Source organism: Labilibaculum antarcticum (assembly GCF_002356295.1).
Lineage (GTDB): Bacteria > Bacteroidota > Bacteroidia > Bacteroidales > Marinifilaceae > Labilibaculum > Labilibaculum antarcticum.
The window spans coordinates 4,930,191-4,952,005 of record NZ_AP018042.1 but is presented as its reverse complement, the minus strand read 5'-3'; the positions used below and the strand labels follow the sequence as shown (position 1 = coordinate 4,952,005).

General features: G+C 38.4%; 15 protein-coding genes. 3 read left to right on the top strand and 12 right to left on the bottom strand.

From position 1 onward, the window contains the following. Positions 1-23: 23 nt before the first annotated feature. From ALGA_RS19790 to ALGA_RS19735, 12 genes are all read right to left on the bottom strand, one after another. Complete coding sequence (locus tag ALGA_RS19790; protein WP_096432216.1) at positions 24-824, bottom strand: enoyl-CoA hydratase-related protein; 801 nt, start codon at positions 822-824, stop codon at positions 24-26. A 105-nt stretch (positions 825-929) separates the two neighbouring features. Further along, positions 930-2,537 (bottom strand): carboxyl transferase domain-containing protein, encoded by a 1,608-nt coding sequence (locus ALGA_RS19785; protein WP_317044247.1) that lies wholly within the window; start codon positions 2,535-2,537, stop codon positions 930-932. Between the two features lie 107 nt (positions 2,538-2,644). Further along, positions 2,645-5,995, bottom strand: a complete 3,351-nt coding sequence (locus ALGA_RS19780) for a methylmalonyl-CoA mutase family protein (protein WP_096432214.1) — start codon at positions 5,993-5,995, stop codon at positions 2,645-2,647. A 16-nt stretch (positions 5,996-6,011) separates the two neighbouring features. Beyond that, the gene (locus tag ALGA_RS19775; RefSeq protein ID WP_197705626.1) at positions 6,012-6,776 is read right to left on the bottom strand and encodes a (Fe-S)-binding protein; all 765 of its coding nucleotides are present in this window, start codon (positions 6,774-6,776) and stop codon (positions 6,012-6,014) included. Positions 6,777-6,881: 105 nt separating this feature from the next. Next, positions 6,882-8,141, bottom strand: coding sequence for a 4Fe-4S dicluster domain-containing protein (locus ALGA_RS19770; protein ID WP_096432212.1), 1,260 nt, complete (start codon positions 8,139-8,141; stop codon positions 6,882-6,884). Between the two features lie 58 nt (positions 8,142-8,199). After that, entirely contained in the window at positions 8,200-9,165 is a 966-nt protein-coding gene (locus tag ALGA_RS19765; protein WP_096432210.1) for an electron transfer flavoprotein subunit alpha/FixB family protein, read from the bottom strand. 96 nt (positions 9,166-9,261) lie between these two features. Next, a complete protein-coding gene (locus ALGA_RS19760; protein WP_096432208.1) occupies positions 9,262-10,011 on the bottom strand; it encodes an electron transfer flavoprotein subunit beta/FixA family protein in 750 nt (249 codons plus the stop codon). 165 nt (positions 10,012-10,176) lie between these two features. Then, complete coding sequence (locus ALGA_RS19755) at positions 10,177-11,316, bottom strand: acyl-CoA dehydrogenase (protein ID WP_096432206.1); 1,140 nt, start codon at positions 11,314-11,316, stop codon at positions 10,177-10,179. A gap of 104 nt (positions 11,317-11,420) precedes the next feature. Beyond that, the gene (locus ALGA_RS19750; protein WP_096432204.1) at positions 11,421-12,665 is read right to left on the bottom strand and encodes a thiolase C-terminal domain-containing protein; all 1,245 of its coding nucleotides are present in this window, start codon (positions 12,663-12,665) and stop codon (positions 11,421-11,423) included. Positions 12,666-12,754: 89 nt separating this feature from the next. Beyond that, positions 12,755-14,083: a 3-hydroxyacyl-CoA dehydrogenase family protein gene (locus ALGA_RS19745; protein ID WP_096432202.1), complete on the bottom strand. Its 1,329-nt coding sequence runs from the start codon at positions 14,081-14,083 to the stop codon at positions 12,755-12,757. 128 nt (positions 14,084-14,211) lie between these two features. Next, positions 14,212-14,988, bottom strand: a complete 777-nt coding sequence (locus ALGA_RS19740) for an enoyl-CoA hydratase/isomerase family protein (protein WP_096432200.1) — start codon at positions 14,986-14,988, stop codon at positions 14,212-14,214. Between the two features lie 348 nt (positions 14,989-15,336). Next, positions 15,337-16,044, bottom strand: a complete 708-nt coding sequence (locus ALGA_RS19735) for a YebC/PmpR family DNA-binding transcriptional regulator (RefSeq protein WP_096432198.1) — start codon at positions 16,042-16,044, stop codon at positions 15,337-15,339. Positions 16,045-16,318: 274 nt separating this feature from the next. Between ALGA_RS19735 and ALGA_RS19730 the strand changes: the two genes are divergently transcribed. The 3 genes from ALGA_RS19730 to ALGA_RS19720 all read left to right on the top strand — a co-directional run bounded on the left by ALGA_RS19730 (position 16,319) and on the right by ALGA_RS19720 (position 21,588). Beyond that, positions 16,319-18,361 (top strand): gluzincin family metallopeptidase, encoded by a 2,043-nt coding sequence (locus tag ALGA_RS19730; RefSeq protein WP_096432196.1) that lies wholly within the window; start codon positions 16,319-16,321, stop codon positions 18,359-18,361. 573 nt (positions 18,362-18,934) lie between these two features. Beyond that, positions 18,935-19,669 (top strand): hypothetical protein, encoded by a 735-nt coding sequence (locus ALGA_RS19725; RefSeq protein WP_188115968.1) that lies wholly within the window; start codon positions 18,935-18,937, stop codon positions 19,667-19,669. Positions 19,670-20,436: 767 nt separating this feature from the next. After that, positions 20,437-21,588 (top strand): PAS domain-containing sensor histidine kinase, encoded by a 1,152-nt coding sequence (locus ALGA_RS19720; RefSeq protein WP_096432194.1) that lies wholly within the window; start codon positions 20,437-20,439, stop codon positions 21,586-21,588. Positions 21,589-21,815 lie beyond the last annotated feature (227 nt).

Below are 21,815 nucleotides of genomic sequence, written 5' to 3'. Positions count from 1 at the left end.
CGACAATGAAAAATTATTAATTGTTAATTATTTTCTGTCCAATTGGGTTTCCGTTTCTCCAGAAATGAACTCATTCCTTCCTGACCTTCATCCGATTGACGCAATTCAGCAATCATTTTAGCTGTATTTTCCATTGTTTCTTCATGATTCCAAACATTCTCCACATCGTACAGCAATTGCTTGCAGGTAGAAACTGCAATGGGACCACTCGATTTTAGCATTGAAATCAAATCCTCTAATTTTGCATTTAGCTTCTTTTCACCAAACGACCAATTCACCAAACCTGCTTCCTTTGCCTTTTTACCGTTGAATCTCATACCTGTCAGCATCAATTCTTTAGATTTGTATTCACCAACCCGTTTCATCACGTAAGGAGATATACAAGCCGGAACAATGCCGATTTTCACTTCGCTTAATGAGAAAACTGTATTTTTATGTGCCAGAACAAAATCGCAGGCCGCCAATAATCCATTCGCTCCACCAATTGCCGCACCATGCACTAAAGCAATCGTGGGAAACTTGCAGGAGTAAACAGCATTAAAGCACATCGATAGCTTATAACTCTCCAGATAGTTTTCCTGATATGAATAATTGGCAACCCCTTTCATCCATTTGAGATCAGCCCCAGCGCAGAAAGATTTTCCTTTACCTCTCATGATCACAACCCTGATACAATCGTAATTCATCTTTTCAATTTCTTCGAAACAATCAATGATTTCAGCAATCATCACCTCATTAAAGGCATTATGTATCTCAGGACGATTCAAGCTAATCGTTCCAATTTTGTCTTCTATATTAAATTCTATTGTTTTAAATTGTTTCATTAGTTTATATTTTAATATCAATCAAACATCCCCCTGTATCCCCCTTCAAAGGGGGGACTTTAACACATTGTGATTCCCCTCTTGAGAGGGGATTAAGGGGAGTGTTTACATCCTAAACACACCAAAATCCGGTTCCCCAAACTCTTTATTCACGGAAGCAGCTATTCCCATCGCCAATATCTTTCTTGTATCGGCCGGATCAATAATTCCATCGTCCCACAAACGTGATGTACTGTAATAGGCTGAACCTTCCTCTTCATATTTTGCTAAAATGCTCTCTTTTAGATTATTTTGCTCCGCCATAGGAAATTTCTTCCCTCTTTTCTGAAGTTGTTGTTCTTTCACCTGCACCAAAACACCTGCAGCCTGTTCGCCACCCATTACTGAAATCTTGGCATTGGGCCACATAAACAACAATCTGGGTTCATAGGCGCGTCCTGCCATAGCGTAGTTTCCTGCTCCAAAAGAGCCACCAACAATTACGGTGAACTTAGGAACCTGAGCATTTGCAACTGCATGAACCATTTTGGCTCCATCACGGGCAATTCCTTTGTGCTCATACTCTTTCCCCACCATAAAACCAGTAATGTTCTGCAAGAAGATCAACGGAATTTTACGAAAACAGCACAATTCAATAAAATGTGCCGCCTTAAGCGATGTCTCAGAGAAAATAATGCCATTATTGGCTATAATTCCAACCGGAAAGCCCATGATCTTAGCAAAGCCAGTAACTATGCTTGGAGCATAACGCTCTTTAAATTCCTGAAATGAACTTCCATCAACAATTCTTGCTATCAATTCGTGGGCATCAATTGCTTTTTTCAGGTCAATTGGAGCCAATCCGTACAATTCATCAGCGGGATATGCCGGTGCTTTCACTTCTTCTCTTTCCAATCCAAATTTCCGCACCTTAGGCATCGATTCGAATATATCTCGGCAAATCTGAACCGCATGTCGGTCATTTTCAGCCAGATGATCTGCAACTCCTGAAATGGAAGTATGCATTTCGGCACCACCTAATTCTTCGGCAGTAACATCCTCACCTGTTGCAGCCTTCACCAATGGAGGTCCGCCAATAAAAATGGTTCCTTGTCCTCTTACAATAATGGTTTCATCACTCATGGCCGGAACGTACGCTCCACCTGCAGTACACGATCCCATTACAATGGAGATTTGAGGAATTCCTCTGGCCGACATTTTCGATTGATTGAAGAAAAATCGCCCAAAATCATACTTATCAGGAAAAACCTTCGATTGCTCTGGAAGAAAAACACCTCCCGAATCGACCATATAGATACAAGCTAAATGGTTTTCCATGGCAATTTCCTGTGCACGAATGTGCTTCTTAATGGTTTCCTTGATGTAAGTTCCACCTTTCACCGTTGCATCATTAGCAACAATCACGCACTCTCTGCCATGAATTACGCCAATACCAGTCACAATGCCTGCTGAAGGAAATTGATTTTCGTATTGGTCGCAAGCAGCCATTGCTGATAGTTCTAAAAAAGGAGTATTCTTATCTAACAACAACTCAATGCGATCTCTTACCAATAACTTTCCGCGCTTCAAATGACGCTCTTTGGCTTTTTCATCAACACCATGCATTATTGACTTTAATCGATGGCGATATTCTTTCATCAATTTCTCGTAAGACTTCTTATTATTCAAGAAATCCGCAGATTTTACGTTTATTTTTGATTCTATTTGATTCAATGCTTTATTGTTTTTACTTCCGTTTAAACAAATCTTTTATTCTTAATTAATTTAAAAAAATGAATTATTTCATTCAGGACACAAGATCTTGTGTCCCTACAGAATAATTACATATTCCTTCTATATTGACCACCAACCTCATACAATGCATCGGTTATTTGACCGAGTGTGCAGAATTTGCAAACTTCCATTAAAGAGGCAAATACATTTTCATTCTTCAAGGCCGTCTCTTTCAACTCTTCCAATGCCTTTACAGCCTTTTCCTTCTGATTCCTATGTACTAAGTCTTTAAATTTCACCTGATTGACTTTCTCTTCCTCATCGGAACGAATGACTTCCTTTGGCTGAACTGTAGGAGAACCTTTTGAGTTTAAAAATGTATTCACACCAACAATTGGTAATTCACCACTATGCTTCAAACTCTCGTAAAGCAGAGATTCTGATTGTATTTTGCTTCTTTGATACATGGTTTCCATTGCTCCTAACACACCGCCACGTTCCGTTAATCGATCAAATTCTACCATAACAGCTTCCTCTACCAAATCCGTTAATTCTTCGATGATGAATGATCCCTGCAAAGGGTTCTGATTCTTGGCCAATCCAAGCTCTTTATTAATGATGATTTGAATCGCCATTGCTCTTCTTACCGACTCCTCTGTTGGCGTTGTAATAGCCTCATCGTAGGCATTTGTATGAAGAGAATTACAGTTATCATAAATTCCAGTTAAAGCTTGTAAAGTTGTTCGAATATCATTGAATTCAATTTCTTGTGCGTGCAGCGATCTACCCGAAGTCTGAATGTGATATTTCAGTTTTTGGGAGCGACTATTGGCCTTATATAGATATTTCATGGCCTTCGCCCAGATTATTCTCGCTACCCTACCGATTACGGTATATTCCGGATCCATTCCATTGGAGAAAAAGAAGGATAGATTCGGTGCAAAATCATCAACCTTCATACCTCTTGAAATGTAATATTCAACCAAGGTAAATCCGTTAGATAATGTAAATGCTAATTGAGAAATTGGATTGGCTCCAGCCTCTGCAATATGATATCCTGAAATAGAAACCGAATAGAAGTTCCGAATCTGGTTTTCGTTGAAGTATTGCTGAATATCTCCCATCATTTTCAGAGCAAAATCAATAGAGAATATACAGGTATTCTGCGCCTGATCCTCTTTCAGCATATCTGCCTGAACCGTTCCCCGAATCTTACAAATGGTTTCTGCCTTAATTTTCTGATATACGTCTGCAGGCAATACCTGATCTCCGGTTGCGCCCAATAAAAGCAATCCTAATCCGTTATTTTCTTTTGGCAAATCCCCTACATAATAGACTCTGTCTTTCCCAGCGAAGATTGCTTCAAGTTTTACTTTAACCTCATCTTCCAGTCCATGTGCGCGAATATATTTCTCACATTCCTGATCGATAGCTACATTCATGTAATAAGCAACCAACATAGGAGCCGGCCCGTTAATTGTCATGGATACCGAAGTTTTCGGATCGCACAAATCAAAACCACTGTACAGTTTCTTGGCGTCATCCAGAGATGCTACAGAAACACCTGCATTTCCAACTTTTCCGTAAATATCAGGTCGATAATCTGGATCGGCACCATACAAGGTTACCGAATCGAATGCCGTTGATAGTCGAACCGCTGGTTGACCTAAGGCCAAATAATGAAATCGCTTGTTCGTTCTTTCCGGTGATCCTTCTCCTGCAAACATTCTTGTTGGGTCTTCGCCTTCCCGTTTGAACGGGAAAACGCCTGCTGCGTAAGGAAATTCGCCGGGAACATTTTCTTTTAGATTCCATTTTACGATATCGCCCCAACTTCTATAGCCAGGCAATACAATCTTAGGAATCCGGGTTTGCGAAAGAGTTTCAAAATGTGTTTCCACCGATAACTCTTTGCCACGAACCTTATATTGAAAGGTGTCGTCTTTGTATCTTTTTTTCTTTTCTTCCCAGGAATCTATAATATTCTGATGCTTAAATCCTTTCGAAAGAGATTGTTTTTTTCGCAACAAGACATCTCTAACACCATCACCTTCAATTATCTCAATAGACTTATCTAAAGCATACAATTGATCTGCAATTTCAGATTGCTCTTCAGCCTTTCGATTGTATCTTCTTACCGTTTCAGAGATCTCTGAGAGATATCTTACCCTGGCTGGTGGTACAATTTCGATCTTTTGACTCGCCTCAAGAAGAGGTTTCCCATTCTGCGCAAAACCGGCAGCATTACTCGAGTTTAAAAACTGAATTAAGGCATGATAGAGCTCGTTTACGCCATGATCGTTAAACTGAGAAGCAACTGTGCCATAAACTGGCATATCGTCCGGATTTCGATCCCACAGAAGGTTATTTCTCTGATATTGCTTTTTCACATCGCGCAAAGCATCCTGAGCCCCTTGTTTGTCGAACTTGTTAATGGCAATCAAATCAGCAAAATCGAGCATATCAATTTTCTCCAACTGAGTTGCCGCCCCAAATTCGGGGGTCATCACATACAATTTCACATCGCTGTAATCAACAATTTCCGTATCCGACTGTCCAATTCCTGAACTTTCAAGGAAAATACAATCAAATCCTGCTGATTTCATCAAAATCAAAGCATCATCAACATGTTTCGACAATGCAAGATTAGCACGACGCGTAGCCAAAGATCTCAAATATATGTTTGGATGATTAATGGCATTCATGCGGATTCGATCACCTAGCAATGCGCCACCACTCTTTTTCCTTGAAGGATCTACAGAAAGGATTGCCAGTTTCAATTCTGGATAATCGATATGAACTCTACGGATCAATTCATCCGTTAAGGAAGACTTTCCAGCTCCGCCTGTACCGGTAATTCCAATAACAGGTGTCTGATTGACTTTAGCACTACTCTTCAATTCAAGATATAAATCAGAATCCTGAAGTAGATCATGTTCAGCCAAGGTGATTAACCTTGATAGCAAATTAACGTTCTCACTAGTAATTTCTGATGCTTTTGGCAATTCAAAATCATTCAATGAGTAATCCGATTGCTCCAAAACCTCATTAATCATTCCTTGCAAACCGAGGTTACGACCATCATCAGGAGAATACAAACCAGCAATTCCGTAAGCTTCCAGCTCTTTAATTTCAGATGGTAGAATTACTCCTCCGCCACCTCCAAAAATACGAATGTGTCCGGCATTTTTTTGCTGCAACAAATCATACATGTACTTAAAGAATTCCATATGCCCACCCTGGTAAGAGCTTATGGCAATGGCTTGTACATCTTCTTGAATAGCACAATCCACAATCTCTTCGGCAGAGCGGTTGTGTCCCAAATGAATCACTTCAGCTCCAGAAGACTGAATAATTCTTCGCATGATATTAATCGATGCATCATGTCCATCGAAAAGCGAAGTTGCTGTTACAATCCGAACTGTATTTTTAAGCTTGTATGTCGTGTTTGCTGTCATGCTTTAGTTGTGAAGTCTATAAGTTCAAGGCTTTTTCAATAATTTCTGCTATGTCTATATTTTGCAATTCCGCTTCTTTGTTCTTTAATTTTATTCCATCTGTCAACATGGTCATGCAAAAAGGACAAGCTGAAGCAACTTTATCTACTTTCCTCTCAATAATCTCTTCGGTACGTTCAATGTTGACTTCCTTATCTCCTTTTTCGGCTTCCTTAAACATTTGAGCGCCACCGGCACCACAGCACAGACCGAAACTTCTCGCTCGCTTCATCTCTTTCACCTCACCAAAAACAGCTTTAATTACATTTCTAGGTGCATCATAAATTCCATTTCCTCTTCCCAGATAACATGGATCGTGATAAGTGATGCTTTCGCCTTTAAATGGATTGTTCTCCAATTTCAGTTTCCCGGTTCGAATCATCTCATCCAGAAACACCGTGTAATTAATCACCTCGTAATTTCCGCCCAAGTCAGGATATTCATTTTTCAAGGTATTGTAACAATGCGGACAAGTGCAGATGATCTTCTTCACCTCATAGGAATTAAGCACTTCAATATTCTGCATGGCCTGCATTTGAAAAAGCATTTCGTTCCCGGCACGCTTTGCAGCATCACCTGTACAACTTTCTTCTTTCCCCAAAACAGCATAGCTTACGCCAAGATGATTCAATATTTTAGAAAACGCTCGTGCTACTTTCTGATACCTGTCATCAAAAGCACCGGCGCAACCAACCCAATACAAGTATTCAGGCTTTTCGCCTTTCGCTGTAACGTCCGCCATGACAGGCACATTTATTTTTGTTTCTATTGTCATTTCAAAACAGTAATTAAAGTACAACTTATCTTAAAACGCCTCAACCAACTCCACTACAGATAATTAAACAAACTAATCAGCCCATTTCATTCTATCTTCAGGAGAGAATTGCCAGGGAGCACCATTGTTTTCAATGTTTGCAAACATGACATTTAATCCAGCTGGTGCAGCCGATTCCTCCATCACCAAATACCTTCTCATATCCATGATTAAGTTAGGATGACTAATATCTATCGGACATTCCTGAGCACAGGCATTGCAAGTTGTGCAAGCCCAAATCTCTTCTTCAGAAATATAATCGCGTAAGAGTGATTTATTATCCTGCTTGCCTGCTAATGCCAATGGTCCTTTCTCATCCATCCGCTTTCGCAGATCAACAAATATTTTCCTTGGAGACAAAAGCTTTCCTGTGATATTAGCCGGGCAAACATCCGTACATCGGCCACACTGTGTGCAGGATAAGGAATCCATATAATTCTTCCAGCTAACATCTTCAATGTCTTTCACTCCAAAACGGGCAACCTCTGCGCTCTCATCATAAGCTGCTTCAGGATCGAGCATTAGCTTAACTTCACGGGTAATACTTTCTAAATTTGGATACTTAGTAATCGGTTCCAAATTCGCCAGAAACACATTCGGAATGGATAGAAAAACATGAAAATGCTTCGAATAAGGCAAGTAATTAGCGAATGTGAATATCAATAAAAGATGCACCCACCAACCCGGCTCTTGAAGCAAGCTAAAGTCCCATCCAAATAAATTAACCAAAGTGGCAGAAACGGGATAAACTCCTTCGTAGCCATTTGGGTGACTACTAATGTATCCCATATTGAAACAAATCAGGGAAACCATTAAAAATCCAATAAAATAAAGAGATAAAAGAGCATCCCAATTGGCTTTTGCTGTCATTTCCACTCCTGTAAAACGTTTTATCTTTAAGAACATTCTACGAAGAATAAAAAGCTTGATAAAAACGATAATCAACAAAGCAAATACATCTCCAGAGGCAATAACGACATCGTAGAACCATCCTGTAGAGGCAAAAGCCCTATCCAATCCACTAACACCATCCACAACCATCTCAATACTACCCAGAGTTATCACTAAAAACCCCCAGAATACCAATGCGTGCATCAGCCCAATTACTGGTTTTCGAAATATTTTGGTTTGCCCGAAAGCCACATTCAAAGTATGGGAAATTCTCGCTCCAATATTTTTAATTGGATATGCGGGCTTTGTCAAGCTAAAGAATCCCCACAAACGCTTTACCGAATAGGCAAACACACCAAATGTGATCAATAATGTGATGATGAAGAGGATTTGTTTTATCATGATTCAGTAATTAATGAGATTAGTAACAAACTTTTAGCCCTCTTTCACAGGCTTATTATTATTTTGAATTCCGAATTGCTTCTGTCAATTTTGGCAATACTTCCATAACGTCACCAATGATCCCATAATCTGCAACACCGAAAATAGGCGCTTCAGGATCCGTATTGATGGCAACTATACATTTGCTCCTGCTAATACCAGCAACGTGCTGTATGGCTCCGGAAATACCGGCAGCGAAGTATAAATTGGGTGCAATTACTTTTCCTGTTTGCCCAACATGCTCCTCATGTCCCCGCCATCCTTCATCAGATACCGGACGCGAACAAGCTGTTGCTGCTCCCAACTCTTCTGCCAAATCTTCTACAACACCCCAATTATCAGGGCTCCTCATTCCTCTACCTGCTGACACAACAATATCTGCATCAGCAAGGTCAACTTTATTTGTTTGCTTTTCTTCCTCAAGAACCTGAATTTTGAAAAGACTGGCATCCAAGTGTGGCGAAAATTCTTCGATCAACACATCAACCTGATTTTCTACCAGACCAAAACAATTCTTAGCAATAGAGATAATCTTTACAGGGGAATCAATTTGCACATGTCCAAAAGCTTTTCCTGAAAAGGTGCTTTTTTTAACGACAAATGGATTTAGCGATATTGGCAATTCGAGGACAGCAGATGCCATTCCCGCTTTCATTTTTACTGATAGTCTTGGAGCAATGGCTTTACCACTCTCATTATCGCTCAAAACAATTGCGCTTGCGCCTTCCATTTTCGCAATTTCAGAAATTACCTGTGCATAAACTTGACTTGTTAAAATATTCATTTTAGGATCGTTAACTGATATTATTCTCTCAGCTCCATATTTCCCCAAATTTTTTAAATCATCGTTATTCACCTCTCCAATTGAAACAACAATAAGCTTTGTGTTCAATTGATCGGCTAAATTTTTCGTATATGATACCAATTCATAGGTGGAATTCTTAAATTTCCCGTTCCAGTTTTTGGCAAATGCTATTACTGACATAAGCTTTTTATTTAGATATGAGATAATAGATTTAGAAGTGAGACTATATTCACTGTAAAATCCATCTACATTTATTAAACATGGTAATCTTATTACTTACAATACCTTAGCTTCATTTTTCAACAATTCAACCAATTGTTCTACATGCTCTGAATCAATCATCTTGCAAGCACCTTTAGTTTCAGGCAAATCAAATTTTACAGATTTAGTTAGTATTTCCATCTCCACTGCTGCTTTTACCTCTAAAGGTTTCTTTCGAGCCATCATAATTCCTCTCATCGAAGGAATTCTGGGTTCGGTTGCAATTCCTTTCTGAACTACAGCCACCAATGGCACTTCGGTTTTTATTTTTTGCTTTCCTCCCGGAATTGCCCGATAAAGAATAAGCTCATCCTTATCAATATTTACCTGACTTACAGATGAGACTCCAGAATAATCCATAAACTCTGCAATCATTGCTCCAACAGACGAACCATTGTAATCACTTGATTCGATACCACTAAAAACAATATCAAAAGGATTTTCCTTTAAATATGCAGCAATTTGTCCGGCCACATAGTATGCGTCGGCAGGATAGCCATCAATACGAATCGCCTTATCAGCGCCAATAGCAAGTGCTTTTCGTAAGGTTGCATCTGTTTGCGTGCCTCCAACATGAATTACACAAACCTCATCAACAGAATTGCCGGCATCTTCTTTCAGCTCTAATGCACGAGTTAAAGCCAGCTCATCCCATGGATTAATGATCCACTGAACACCTGAATCATCAAACAGAGTATTATCTTCCTTAAACTTCACTTTTGTGGTGGTATCAGGAACATTACTTATACAGACCAGTATCTTCATATGCATTTATTTTTAGTATCTGGCACCGAAATAATAGTGTAAAGACTAATCCGGCTACAGCAGTTTATATTAACAATCAACTTAATCTATCTATTTAAATAACAATCTATTTATCACTTATTTACAATCAATTAGTAATTTTAATTGATTCTTTATCAATAGCTTCTAACCCATTAATCCTCTGGAAATAACGATCTTTTGAATCTCCGAAGTGCCTTCATAGATCTGAGTTAGCTTTGCATCACGCATTAGGCGTTCCACATGATATTCCTTCACATATCCATATCCTCCGTGAATCTGAACTGCCTCGGTGGTTACCTTCATTGCAGTTTCGGCAGCATACAATTTTGCCATAGCACTTGCATGTCCGTAGGGTTGTCCCTGATCTTTTAACCAGGCAGCTTTTAAACAGAAGAATCGAGCAGCCTCAATCTCCACTGCCATATCGGCTAATTTAAATGCGATTGCCTGATGATGGATAATCTCTTTCCCGAAAGCTTTTCTTTCCTGTGCATATTTTAATGCCAATTCGTAAGCACCAGAAGCAATTCCAAGAGCCTGAGAAGCAATTCCTATTCTACCGCCTTCCAGTGATTGCATGGCCAATTTAAATCCAAAACCTTCTTCACCTAAACGATTTTCCTTTGGGACTTTAACATTATTGAACATTACAGAGCAGGTATCTGATGCCCGCATTCCCATTTTATTTTCATGTGGACCGACAAAAACACCTTCCGATTTGGCATCAACAAGCAAGGCGTTGATGCCCTTGTGTTTTAATTCCGGATGAGTTTGGGCCATTACAATGTAAGTAGAAGCTGAATTCCCATTGGTGATCCAATTTTTGGTGCCATTTACCAAATAATGATCGCCCATATCAACGGCAGTAGTTCTTTGCGATGTTGCATCAGAACCTGCCTCTGGTTCCGATAAAAGGAAAGCTCCGATTTTTTCGCCTCGGGCCATTGGCTTTAGAAATTTCTGCTTTTGTTCTTCAGTACCATATTTTTCTACCCCCCAGCAAACCAATGAATTGTTTACCGACATGATTACAGAAACGGAGGAATCAACTTTTGAAATCTCTTCCATAGCCAAAACGTAAGATATGGTATCCATTCCACCACCATCATATTCAAGCCCAACCAGCATTCCTAAAAAGCCCAGTTCAGCTAAACGCTTAACTTGCTCCGTTGGATACTCTGCTTTATCGTCCCGTTCAATTACTCCTGGAAGCAACTCGCGTTGTGCAAAATCTCGCGCCGCATCCCGAATCATTAATTGCTCTTCAGTAAATTCAAAATTCATAGTTTTAGTTTTTAGGTGTGATACTTAAAACCGGATGAATCCTCCCTTCTATTCCCTCTTACATCATCCCCTTATCCTCTTTTCAATCATCTTACTTATTCAATTTATTCTCCACGTTTGTAAACAATAGCTACCAAAGACTTATCATCTCCGCCCATGTTTACAGACATTGCATATGGTTTTTCCTTTGTTATTTCAATTTGTGCTTTTCCTGCTTTTCCTGTCAATTGCTCCCAAATGGTTACAGCCTGATGTACTCCGGTTGCACCAGTTGGATGCCCCCAGCCAATTAAACCACCTGTTGTGTTCACCGGAATTTTCCCACATCTGGCAGTGTGACCTGCCAATACGAATTCACTACCTTTTCCCTCTTCGGCAAAACCAATAGCCTCCAGAGCCATAATCCCAGCAATGGAAAAACAATCGTGAACCTCAACAGTTCCTAATTGATCAATAGTAATTCCAGCCATTGCCATTGCCTTCTCTGCGGCCACTTTCATGGTCGACAAACTGGTCATGTTCTCAGGTTTCTGTGTTATATCTGCGACAGCATGTGCAAAACCTACTATTTCAACTGCATCTTTTACGTCTAATCCGATTTTTCTTAAACCTTCTTCCGAAACTATTGCAATTGCCGAAGCACCATCAGAAACCTTAGAACAATCAAAAACATTTAAATGATCAACAAAGCCTCTTGGATTTACAGGGGTGTTTGCCGTTCCCTCCAGATCTTTATTGGTATTGTGGAATTCCTGAGCTGTTTCGCACAAGCGGGCATTTTCAATGGCATTGCAATACCATTTAGCCATAGCCTTACGAGCGGTTTCCCGGCCAAACTTTTTGTAGTAAGCACCCGCACGATCACTAAACGCACCTGGAAAAAAGTAAGCATGACCCTCTTTACGTGAGTTTTGCCATCCTGCACCTGCAAGAACATCAGCTCCGTACATCGCCTTCATGGTATTCTGAACTTCAAAACCAAGAGCAAGTACAACATCAGCCGTTTCTGCCAAGATGGATTTAATTCCTGTTGTAAGAGCTAAACCACCAGATGCACAAGCACCTTCCACGCTAACGGCTGGTTTGTACTTCAAGCCAGCATCAATCATAGGCAGAAAAGCAGGCAAATTAGCTTGCTTATTGAATCGAGCCGCCATAAAATTTCCAATCACTCCTTCATCAACATTTTCAGCTCCACCAATCATCTTCAAGCTCGCTTGTCCAGCTTCCCTGATGTAATCCTCCAAACCCGGTCGCGGCTTTTTAGGATGAAATTCATTTCTTCCGGTTCCCATTGAAATGGTATTGTAACCGGCTGTCATGTATGTTTTTTTACGTAAAGCGTTCATTTACTGATAGTATTAAATACAGAGTAGTTAGTCGTTAAACAATTTCAGTCCATTTAGTCCACAAGCCACTCATGGTTAATAAATCCATTTTAAAAATACTCGTTAATGGGTCCGTATGCATGGAAGAAACCTGTTTCCATAACGGTATTCACATCTTCTTTTGATTCAGCAACTTTCGTATCAACAAGCATTTGACCGATGGCTTTGGAGTTTTTACCATAAGCAATAGCCAAATTGGCTCCAACACTACCAATTTGATGCAGTTCAGTAAAAAATTTCTGCAAGACATCAGCTTTATTCGGATCGCGAACAACAGATTTCCAATAGACTTTAAGAGTTGGTAATTCGCCCAAAATTGCGGCGCAATCCATTTCTATGCCTTCGGTTAAAATGTATTTTCCCTGCTCCAAATCGTAAACTTCCATTATTCTGCCTTTCTGATATTTAAAAATACCATCCTTTTGCGATCCATCGGCATACTGACCACCTCTCACTTCATTATCAAACATCTGATTCAAAACAGCATTTGATAAGGTCTCATTTGGAAATGATGGCTGCATACTCTCCAGTATAAATCGGGTAACATCAATTCCCACATAATCCAGCAATTGAAAGATTCCCATAGGTCGAATCAATAAATCACGACTGATGGTGTCAACTAAGAAAAAAGCTTTCGCCCATCCTTCGGTTTTAGCTAATTCTCCAGCCAGCTTCAACGCATACAATGCATCACGCATAAAGTGACCATTTCCAATAAATCCGGCAATATCTCTTGATTGAACAACAATTTTGCGCATCGTTTTGGCCAAATTCACCGAAAAGGCAGCTAAATCATCATTCGTATTGTCTGTTTTAATAATCTCCAGCAATTTTTGAATTACCGGAGGATTGTAAAAATGATATCCTATGACATCCCCATGTAAACCGGCCTCTTTTTCGATTCCCCCAATTGGAATGGATGAAGTATTGGTTAAGAACCAGGCATTTGGATTGTTTTGTTTGATTTGTGAGAACAATTTCACTTTTAATGCTTTGTCCTCTTTAATTGCTTCAAATATCAATTGCGAGTCATAAGCCGTTTCAATACGAGTCGATGTTTGTATCATTGCCATTACATCATCCACAAACTGATTGATGATTTCTTCGTTATCAATTAAATCCTCGCGATCCTGATACCAAGTGCGCAATTCAACTATATTTTTTTCAGCGTGCTTTAGCAATTGCGTTTTCACATAACCCAACAAATTGCTTAAAGCAGATTGTGATACATCAATTGCGTTTAATACAAATTCCTTATCCTCTTTTTTACCCAATTTTAATTTGGCCATTTCAAGAGACAACAAAACAAGAATACCGCTTCCCATTTTACCAGCGGCGCCTAAGACACTTACATTTTCCATTTTTCGGATCAAATCCATATTATATATTGTTTTAATTTTATTGTTTTTATCAGGTATAACTCTTCCATTTGAGCTAAGCAAAACCTATCTACACTACCTGCAAATCATGAATTTCATGATAAGTCTCCCTACAAAAATTGATTACTCTACCAGTTTGGTTTGCGCTTCTCGAGAAAAGCTGTCACGCCTTCTTCCCGTTCCTTCTGATCCTCTTTAAAAAGACGACCAAATTCTTTGGATTCCATTTTGCCTGCATCTTTGCTCGACAATTCTAAACCATTGCGAACCATCTCTTTGATTAATCGCAAGGCATTCGGACTTTTAGAGGCAATTTTACCTGCCAATTCCAAACTAACTTCGAGAACAGTTTCTGGTGGTGCCAGTTTTTGAACTACTCCCAATTGATATGCTTCGCCAGCTGTTATTCCTTCACCAAGCATCATTAGATACATCGCATTTCCAGCTCCAACCAATCGAGGTAATCTTTGCGTACCATTAAATCCGGGTATCAAGCCCAAATTCACTTCGGGCATACCCAATCTGGCTTTTTCACTGGCTACACGTATATCACATGACAATGCCAATTCCAACCCTCCCCCAAGGGCAAAACCATTAATGGCCGCTATGACCGGAACATCCAAATTGGCAATCTGATCGAATACCTTTTTTCCAATTTCAGAAAAGTCGTACGCGGTTTGAGTGGAATACTCCTGCATGGCTTTAATATCAGCTCCGGCAATAAATGCTTTTCCCTCTCCGGTAATCACTAATACTCTAATGCTTTGGATAGTTTCCTTATCGTCTAAAAAACAGGCTAGCTCCTTAAAAACATCCTCGTTTAAGGCGTTTAAGGCTTCAGGACGGTTAAGAGTCAAAATTCCTATTTTGTCTCTTTTTTCAAATTTTAAATAATTAAAGTGCATGTGTATATAATTCAATTATAGTTGCCACATGGAACTTTTCATGCTTTGAATATTCATTTTCTGTAAAATATCATGCATATTCAAACATGAACGTTTCATAGGTGTGTAATAAGACGTTTTTTCATCTACATATCTAAATATAATAAAAACTCTTAACATTCAAAAGGTAAGTTTTCTGACTTACATACCTTTAGCTCACACCCCCAACATTTACAAGGCTTTAAGAAAATAAAAAAAGTCAAAAAAAGATCTTTAATTCTTTTTATACACCTTAGCAAAATAAAAAACCTGATCCGTTAAACGGATCAGGCTCTATATCATCAAAATATAAATTAAATGGCTATTTTCTTATGCCATATTGTGGTAAACATTCTGAACATCGTCGTTGTCTTCCAATTTTTCCAGTAATTTCTCAACATCGGCAACTTGTTCTTCGGTCAATTCTTTAGTATCCATTGGAATTCTTTCGAAACCAGAAGAAATAACTTCTATTTCATTTTCTTCCAGATAAGATTGAATCTTTCCAAAATCAGGGAAGTTACCGTAAAGCATTATGCCTTCTTCCTCAGCAAACACTTCCTCTACTCCTATATCGATTAATTCAAACTCTAATTCTTCAATATCCTGTCCTTTATTTTCAATCTGAAAATGACACTTGTGCTCGAACATGAATTCAACACTACCGGCAGTTCCTAAACTACCTTTGCATTTAGTAAAATAAGAACGCACATCAGCAACTGTTCTTGTATGATTATCGGTAGCCGTTTCAACTAAAATAGCGATACCGTGCGGAGCATATCCTTCGTAAATAATCTCCTTGTAATCTTTCTGATCTTTAGAAACTGCTTTTTTAATTGCTCTTTCAACATTATCCTTAGGCATGTTTACTGCCTTTGCATTTTGAATAACTGCACGCAAACGTGAATTCGTTGCCGGATCAGGGCCGCCTTCCTTTATTGCCATTACGATATCTTTGCCAATTCTCGTAAAAGCTTTAGCCATCTTATCCCAACGCTTAAACTTACGCGCTTTCCTAAATTCAAATGCTCTTCCCATAATTTATGTATATGATTTTGCGCAAAAATAGCACATGTTATCCAATCTGTAAAGCGAAAGTACCTTTTTTTTTGAAACTGCAAATGAGCTTTGAGTAAAAGACTGAATTAGAAATGTTGTATTTCAATGATTTATTTCCAGTACTGATGGTGTTCATTTTTTCTATCCTTGATTCCCCTATGCAGATATAAAGTATGAAAAAGCTCATTGTTTACTTGAAGTTGAATGCTTATTTTTAGCAAGACAAAGTCAAACCAATAACAAGCCTACTCAAATGAAAAAGATGATCATTTTGTTTTCTGCTCTACTGGTACTATCAGCTTCCGGCAATCAGACAAAAGCAGAACAAAAAGCAGATGTTTCGAACATCTCAAGCGCAAATATCAATCAGACGATTGAAATACTGAGCACAAGCAATGCAGATAAGAGCTTGGTTGAAAAAGGAGTAAAACATGCGGCTAACCTATGGCGTGCCAGCGACGGAACTGAAGAAGAATTTACAGCCTTCTGTAAAGAGAACTTCATTACTGATCAAGCAGAAAAAGAACTCGTATTCGAGAAAATATCACGAAACATCGAAATTATAACCGGTCATTTTAATAAAATCACTCTTGATTTATTAGAGCCTGTGCATTTAAATACATTTGAACAACATCCTATTGACAATGCATTTGGAGCTTACAGCGTAGATTCGCATTGGATGAATGATTTCTACCAAAACAAGATTGCTTTTATCATTGCCTTAAACTTTCCGGCATTTAGTTTGGGTGAAAAAGAAGCCAATGCAAAGAACTGGACCCGACAGGAGTGGGCTTATGCTCGTTTAGGTGATTATTTTACAGCAAGAGTTCCAGCCGAATTGTTGCAGGAAGTCGGAAAAATGGCCGCTAACACAGATGTTTATATCATGGACTACAATATTTATGTAGGACATTTAACTGATGCCAAAGGAAACCGTTTCTTCCCTGAGGATAAAGTTCTTTTATCGCATTGGAACCTGCGTGATGAACTTAAAGCGAACTACGCCAACAAAAATGATGGTTTAGAGAAGCAAAAGATGATCTATCAGGTGATGCAGCGCATTATTTCTCAGGAAATCCCTGAAAAGGTAATTAACAAGGGCGATGTTGAATGGGATCCTTACACAAACATGGTTTACCAAAACGGAAAAACTATTGATGCGACTCCTGAACCAAATGAAAGATACCAGCAGATATTGAATAATTTCCACGCCAACAAAGCGATGGATGCGTATTATACCGATCAGAATACCTTTATCAAAAGACAATATGACGGCGCGAAAGAGATATCCGCGGAAGCGACAGAGAAAATCTTTACTGATTTTATGCGCTCGGAAGAAACGGTAAAAGTTGGAAAACTAATTCAAAAGAGATTGGGTCGGAAATTACAGCCATTCGACATTTGGTATGATGGCTTTAAGGCTCGCAGCGGCATGGACGAATCGAAACTGGATGCACAAACCCGTGAATTGTATCCTAATGCTGCCGCCTTGGAAGCTAATTTGCCAAACCTATTGGTGAAGCTGGGTTACGATGAGGAAAGAGCACAATGGTTGGGTGATCATATTGCTGTTGATCCTGCAAGAGGATCGGGTCATGCCTGGGGCGGTGCTGCAAAAGGACAGAAAGCGCATTTGCGTACCCGAATTGGTGCGAAAGGAATGGATTACAAAGGATACAATATTGCGGTTCATGAATTTGGACACAATGTTGAGCAAACTATCTCCTTGTATGATGTTGACAATTTTGTAATGAATGGTGTTCCTAACACTGCATTTACAGAGGCCTTGGCGTTTATCTTCCAAAAAAGAGATATGCTTTTATTAGGCATTACTGATGATTCACCACAAAAAGATGCATTGAAGAAATTGGATTTATTTTGGAGTGCATACGAAATAATGGGTGTATCGGTATTGGATATTCGTATGTGGAAATGGTTGTATGCAAATCCTGAAGCAGATGCAGCTCAGTTGCGCGATGCGACCATGCAAATTGCTAAAGAAGTTTGGAATGAGTTCTACGCTCCTGTTTATGGTGTGAAAGATCAGACCATTTTGGCCATTTACTCGCACATGTTGAACAGTCCGCTGTACTTATCGAACTATGCTTTTGGGAATGTGATTGAGTTCCAATTGGAAGAGCAGTTAAAAGGAAAGAGTTTCCCTGCCGAAGTAGACAGAATATTTAAGCAAGGACGCTTGACTCCAAACCAATGGATGGTTGAAGCTACGGGTAATGATTTATCGGCACAACCTTTATTGAAAGCAGCTAAAGAAGCTTTGGAAGAATTAAAATAGAAGATATTGTTTATAATATGGAGGCTGTCCCGCGAGGGATGGTCTCTTTTGTTTTTTAGGACTAGCTAAGCCGATTAATATATTATTCTCAGTGCTACTTCGTGAGATTTGTGGTGGGAAAATAAAAACATCGATAACATATTAGATAAAAATAACTGAGCACGGAGGACACAAAAATGTTCTCTGTGCTACTCAGTGGTGAGAAAATAGAATATTAATAGCATAAAAGAGATTAAAAAATAGTGTGCCACGGAGGACACATAGGTACACAGAGGAAAAGAACAGCAGGATTTTCAAACAATTAATACTCTGTGCGACTCAGTGCTCTCTGTGGTGAGAAAATAGAATTTTAATAGCATAAAAGAGATTAAAAAATAGTTGCCCCCGGAGGGCACAGAGGCACACAGAGAAATAAAACAGTAAAATGGCTCTTTGGTTTAAGAAATTAACTCGGGCTAAGAATTACATATTTTCCCTATTGGTATAATCATAAATAATCTTTATTTTCGATTCGGACTATAACGAACAGTCTGAAAGTTTATTATTTATATACTAAACACAAAATCAACCCAAATGGAAGCATTTTTCTTCTTTATTTTTTTCGCAATAGCCATTGTTATTTTAATATCAGTAGTCTTTTTCAGTAAAAAAGCGATCATTAAACGAAAGCTGAAAAAATCGGTTCTCCGGAAAATTGCAGATTTTAAAGATGGTGAGCTAGCAAGAATTGTTGGAACCGTAGAATTTGTTGATGCTCCCCTTCTGTCTCCTCTTTCGAATCGTAAATGCTCCTATTACTATGTACATATTGAGCAAAAAGTATCATCAGGCAAAAATTCGAAATGGAAAACGATTATTGAGGAGGAAATATCAAACAAATTTTTAATTCGGGAAGAAACCAGCTGTGCATTTATAAACGACAGTAAGATTAAATCTTACATTGTTCAAGATGAAAGCTATTCTAGTGGCTTTTTTACTGATGCTAGTGAAAATCTTGAAAACTACCTTGCCAGTAAAGGTTATAAAAGTGAAGGCTCTTGGGGATTCAATAAAACACTTCGGTACAAAGAAGGAATTCTTGAAGAAGGAGAAAAAATAGCTGTGTTCGGAATGGGAGAATGGAAGGATGCTGCTGAATTGAACTTGCCTGAGAAGTATGGACAGGTTCTTGCCATCAAATCGAGCGCTGAGGATTCCATTTACTTAAGTGATGATCCTGATACTACAGAAAAGAATACCGCTAAAAGTATTTCTTCAGAAAATCCAATAACGAACGAGATTAGGAAGAAAAGACGTTATAGAAAATAAGGTGCAAATATCAATCTGGAATGCGATTAAAGAAGCTCCTGAAGAATTAATACAAAGCTGTAATTTATAATATTAAGACTGTCCCGCAAGGGATGGTCTCTTTTGTTTTTTAGGACTAGCTAAGCCGATTAATATATTATTCTATGTGCTACTTCGTGAGATTTGTAGTGACAAAATCAAATATTAATACTCCTGAGAAAAAAAACTGACCACAAAGTACGCAGAGGTACACAGAGAAATAAAACAGCAGGATGTTCCAAACAATTAATACTCTGTGCTACTCAGTGCTCTCTGTGGTGAAAATAAAATACCAATAGCATAAAAGAGATTAAAAAATAGTGGACCACGGAGGACACAGAGAAAAAGAACAAAATGGCTTTCATTTTTGTATTAAAAATCCTGTTGCTCCTTTGCCTCTGATTGTAAATCAGATAAAGCTTCGGATCAACCTACTATGCTCTTTGCGACTTCGTGAAATTTGTGATGAGAAAATCAAATGGCAATATTCCTGAGAAACAATAAAATAAACTGACCATGGAGGGATACTGAGGTACGAGAAAAAAAAACCAGAATGATGTCAAGTTTTCAACATTAGACATTAACTTAAGCCCAGATTTACTCAATCTCCTGATTGGGACAACAAGAAAAATCACATATTTATAATGCATTGATTTATTAAATCATATCAAAATACAAACAAGAACTCAATGCTAGCCGTACAAACAATTATCGTGCATACTTATAGGGAATTTTTAAGCAAATACTAAATGAGCAATGACAACCCGACATATCAAGAATTGCAGAATGAAATAATCAAATTAAAACTTGAATTAAAAATTCAGGATAAAATGATTAATACAATTCCGAATCCCTTGTTCGTAAAAAACAAAGATTTCATCTATACGAATTGTAACGACGCTTTTGCAAGTTTTCTCGGTTTGCCTAAAACTAAAATTATAAATTCCAGTGTTTACGATATTGCTCCAAAGGAACTTGCTGACAAATATCAACTTGCAGATTGTGAATTACGTGACAGTGCAGAAAATCAAACCTATGAAAGCCGGGTTAAATATGCCGACGGGACTTTGCATGATATATTATTTCATAAGGCCAATATAATCGATGATAAAAATGAGTTTTACGGAATTGTTGGTATCATGCTTGACATTACCGAACGTAAAAGTTCTGAACAAGCTCTGCAAGAAAGCGAAAAGCAATTAATTGAACTCAATGCCACAAAAGACAAACTTTTTTCAATAATAGCGCACGATTTAAGAGCTCCGTTTAGTAGTATTTTAGGATTTTCGGAACTATTGATTGAAGACGCAAAAGATATTGATGAGTTAGAAACTGAAGAATATTTAAGATTAATAAATACGACTACTAAAGACACACTTGTTTTACTTGACAATTTATTGAATTGGGCAAAATCACAAACCGGACAAATAATTTTCGACCCACAAAAATTGATATTGTCATCCATTATCGAAGAGACAATAAAAAATTCAAATTCGACAGCAAAAATTAAGAATATATCTTTAAACCATATTCAATCGGATGAGTTTGAAATTGATGCTGATAAAAACATGTTGAAGACTGTTTTACGAAATCTTATTTCGAATGCAATTAAATTCACAAAGCCAGGAGGAAGAATAACTATTTCTTCAATTCCGAAGCAAAGCCAAGTTGAAATTTCCGTTTCGGATAATGGAGTTGGAATAAATAACGAAACACTTACTAAGCTATTTGAGATAGATACCAATACTACAACCAAAGGCACAGCTGAAGAAAAAGGATCGGGCTTAGGCTTACTGCTTTGTAAAGAATTTGTGGAAAAACACAAGGGGAAAATTTGGGCGGAAAGCAAAAGAGGAGAAGGAAGTATTTTCAAATTCACCTTGCCTTTGAGTACTTCGTAATAATATTGGCGCCAAAACTAACATTCCGCGACTTTCGGTACGTCAATAGAATACCCTCTTGTCTTTAGGGACATCAATCATTAATTTACTAGCAGATCTTACTTTTTAAGACCTTTCAGCTCACAGTTTGAAGCAAAAGCTCATCAAATATTTCATTCAGATCATACTTTCAACCCGAAAGCTCACTAAATGGCCTCTTCTGCTCATCCTTTAGGTATAAAATCACC

What these genes read in the sequence shown, in the direction of transcription:
- ALGA_RS19790 (WP_096432216.1), bottom strand. Translation starts at nt 824, where the DNA reads ATGAAACAATTTAAAACAATAGAATTTAATATAGAAGACAAAATTGGA.
- ALGA_RS19730 (WP_096432196.1), top strand. Translation starts at nt 16,319, where the DNA reads ATGAAAAAGATGATCATTTTGTTTTCTGCTCTACTGGTACTATCAGCT.
- ALGA_RS19740 (WP_096432200.1), bottom strand. Translation starts at nt 14,988, where the DNA reads ATGCACTTTAATTATTTAAAATTTGAAAAAAGAGACAAAATAGGAATT.
- ALGA_RS19720 (WP_096432194.1), top strand. Translation starts at nt 20,437, where the DNA reads ATGAGCAATGACAACCCGACATATCAAGAATTGCAGAATGAAATAATC.
- ALGA_RS19775 (WP_197705626.1), bottom strand. Translation starts at nt 6,776, where the DNA reads ATGGCGGACGTTACAGCGAAAGGCGAAAAGCCTGAATACTTGTATTGG.
- ALGA_RS19760 (WP_096432208.1), bottom strand. Translation starts at nt 10,011, where the DNA reads ATGAAGATACTGGTCTGTATAAGTAATGTTCCTGATACCACCACAAAA.
- ALGA_RS19750 (WP_096432204.1), bottom strand. Translation starts at nt 12,665, where the DNA reads ATGAACGCTTTACGTAAAAAAACATACATGACAGCCGGTTACAATACC.
- ALGA_RS19745 (WP_096432202.1), bottom strand. Translation starts at nt 14,083, where the DNA reads ATGGATTTGATCCGAAAAATGGAAAATGTAAGTGTCTTAGGCGCCGCT.
- ALGA_RS19735 (WP_096432198.1), bottom strand. Translation starts at nt 16,044, where the DNA reads ATGGGAAGAGCATTTGAATTTAGGAAAGCGCGTAAGTTTAAGCGTTGG.
- ALGA_RS19725 (WP_188115968.1), top strand. Translation starts at nt 18,935, where the DNA reads ATGGAAGCATTTTTCTTCTTTATTTTTTTCGCAATAGCCATTGTTATT.
- ALGA_RS19755 (WP_096432206.1), bottom strand. Translation starts at nt 11,316, where the DNA reads ATGAATTTTGAATTTACTGAAGAGCAATTAATGATTCGGGATGCGGCG.
- ALGA_RS19765 (WP_096432210.1), bottom strand. Translation starts at nt 9,165, where the DNA reads ATGTCAGTAATAGCATTTGCCAAAAACTGGAACGGGAAATTTAAGAAT.
- ALGA_RS19770 (WP_096432212.1), bottom strand. Translation starts at nt 8,141, where the DNA reads ATGATAAAACAAATCCTCTTCATCATCACATTATTGATCACATTTGGT.
- ALGA_RS19780 (WP_096432214.1), bottom strand. Translation starts at nt 5,995, where the DNA reads ATGACAGCAAACACGACATACAAGCTTAAAAATACAGTTCGGATTGTA.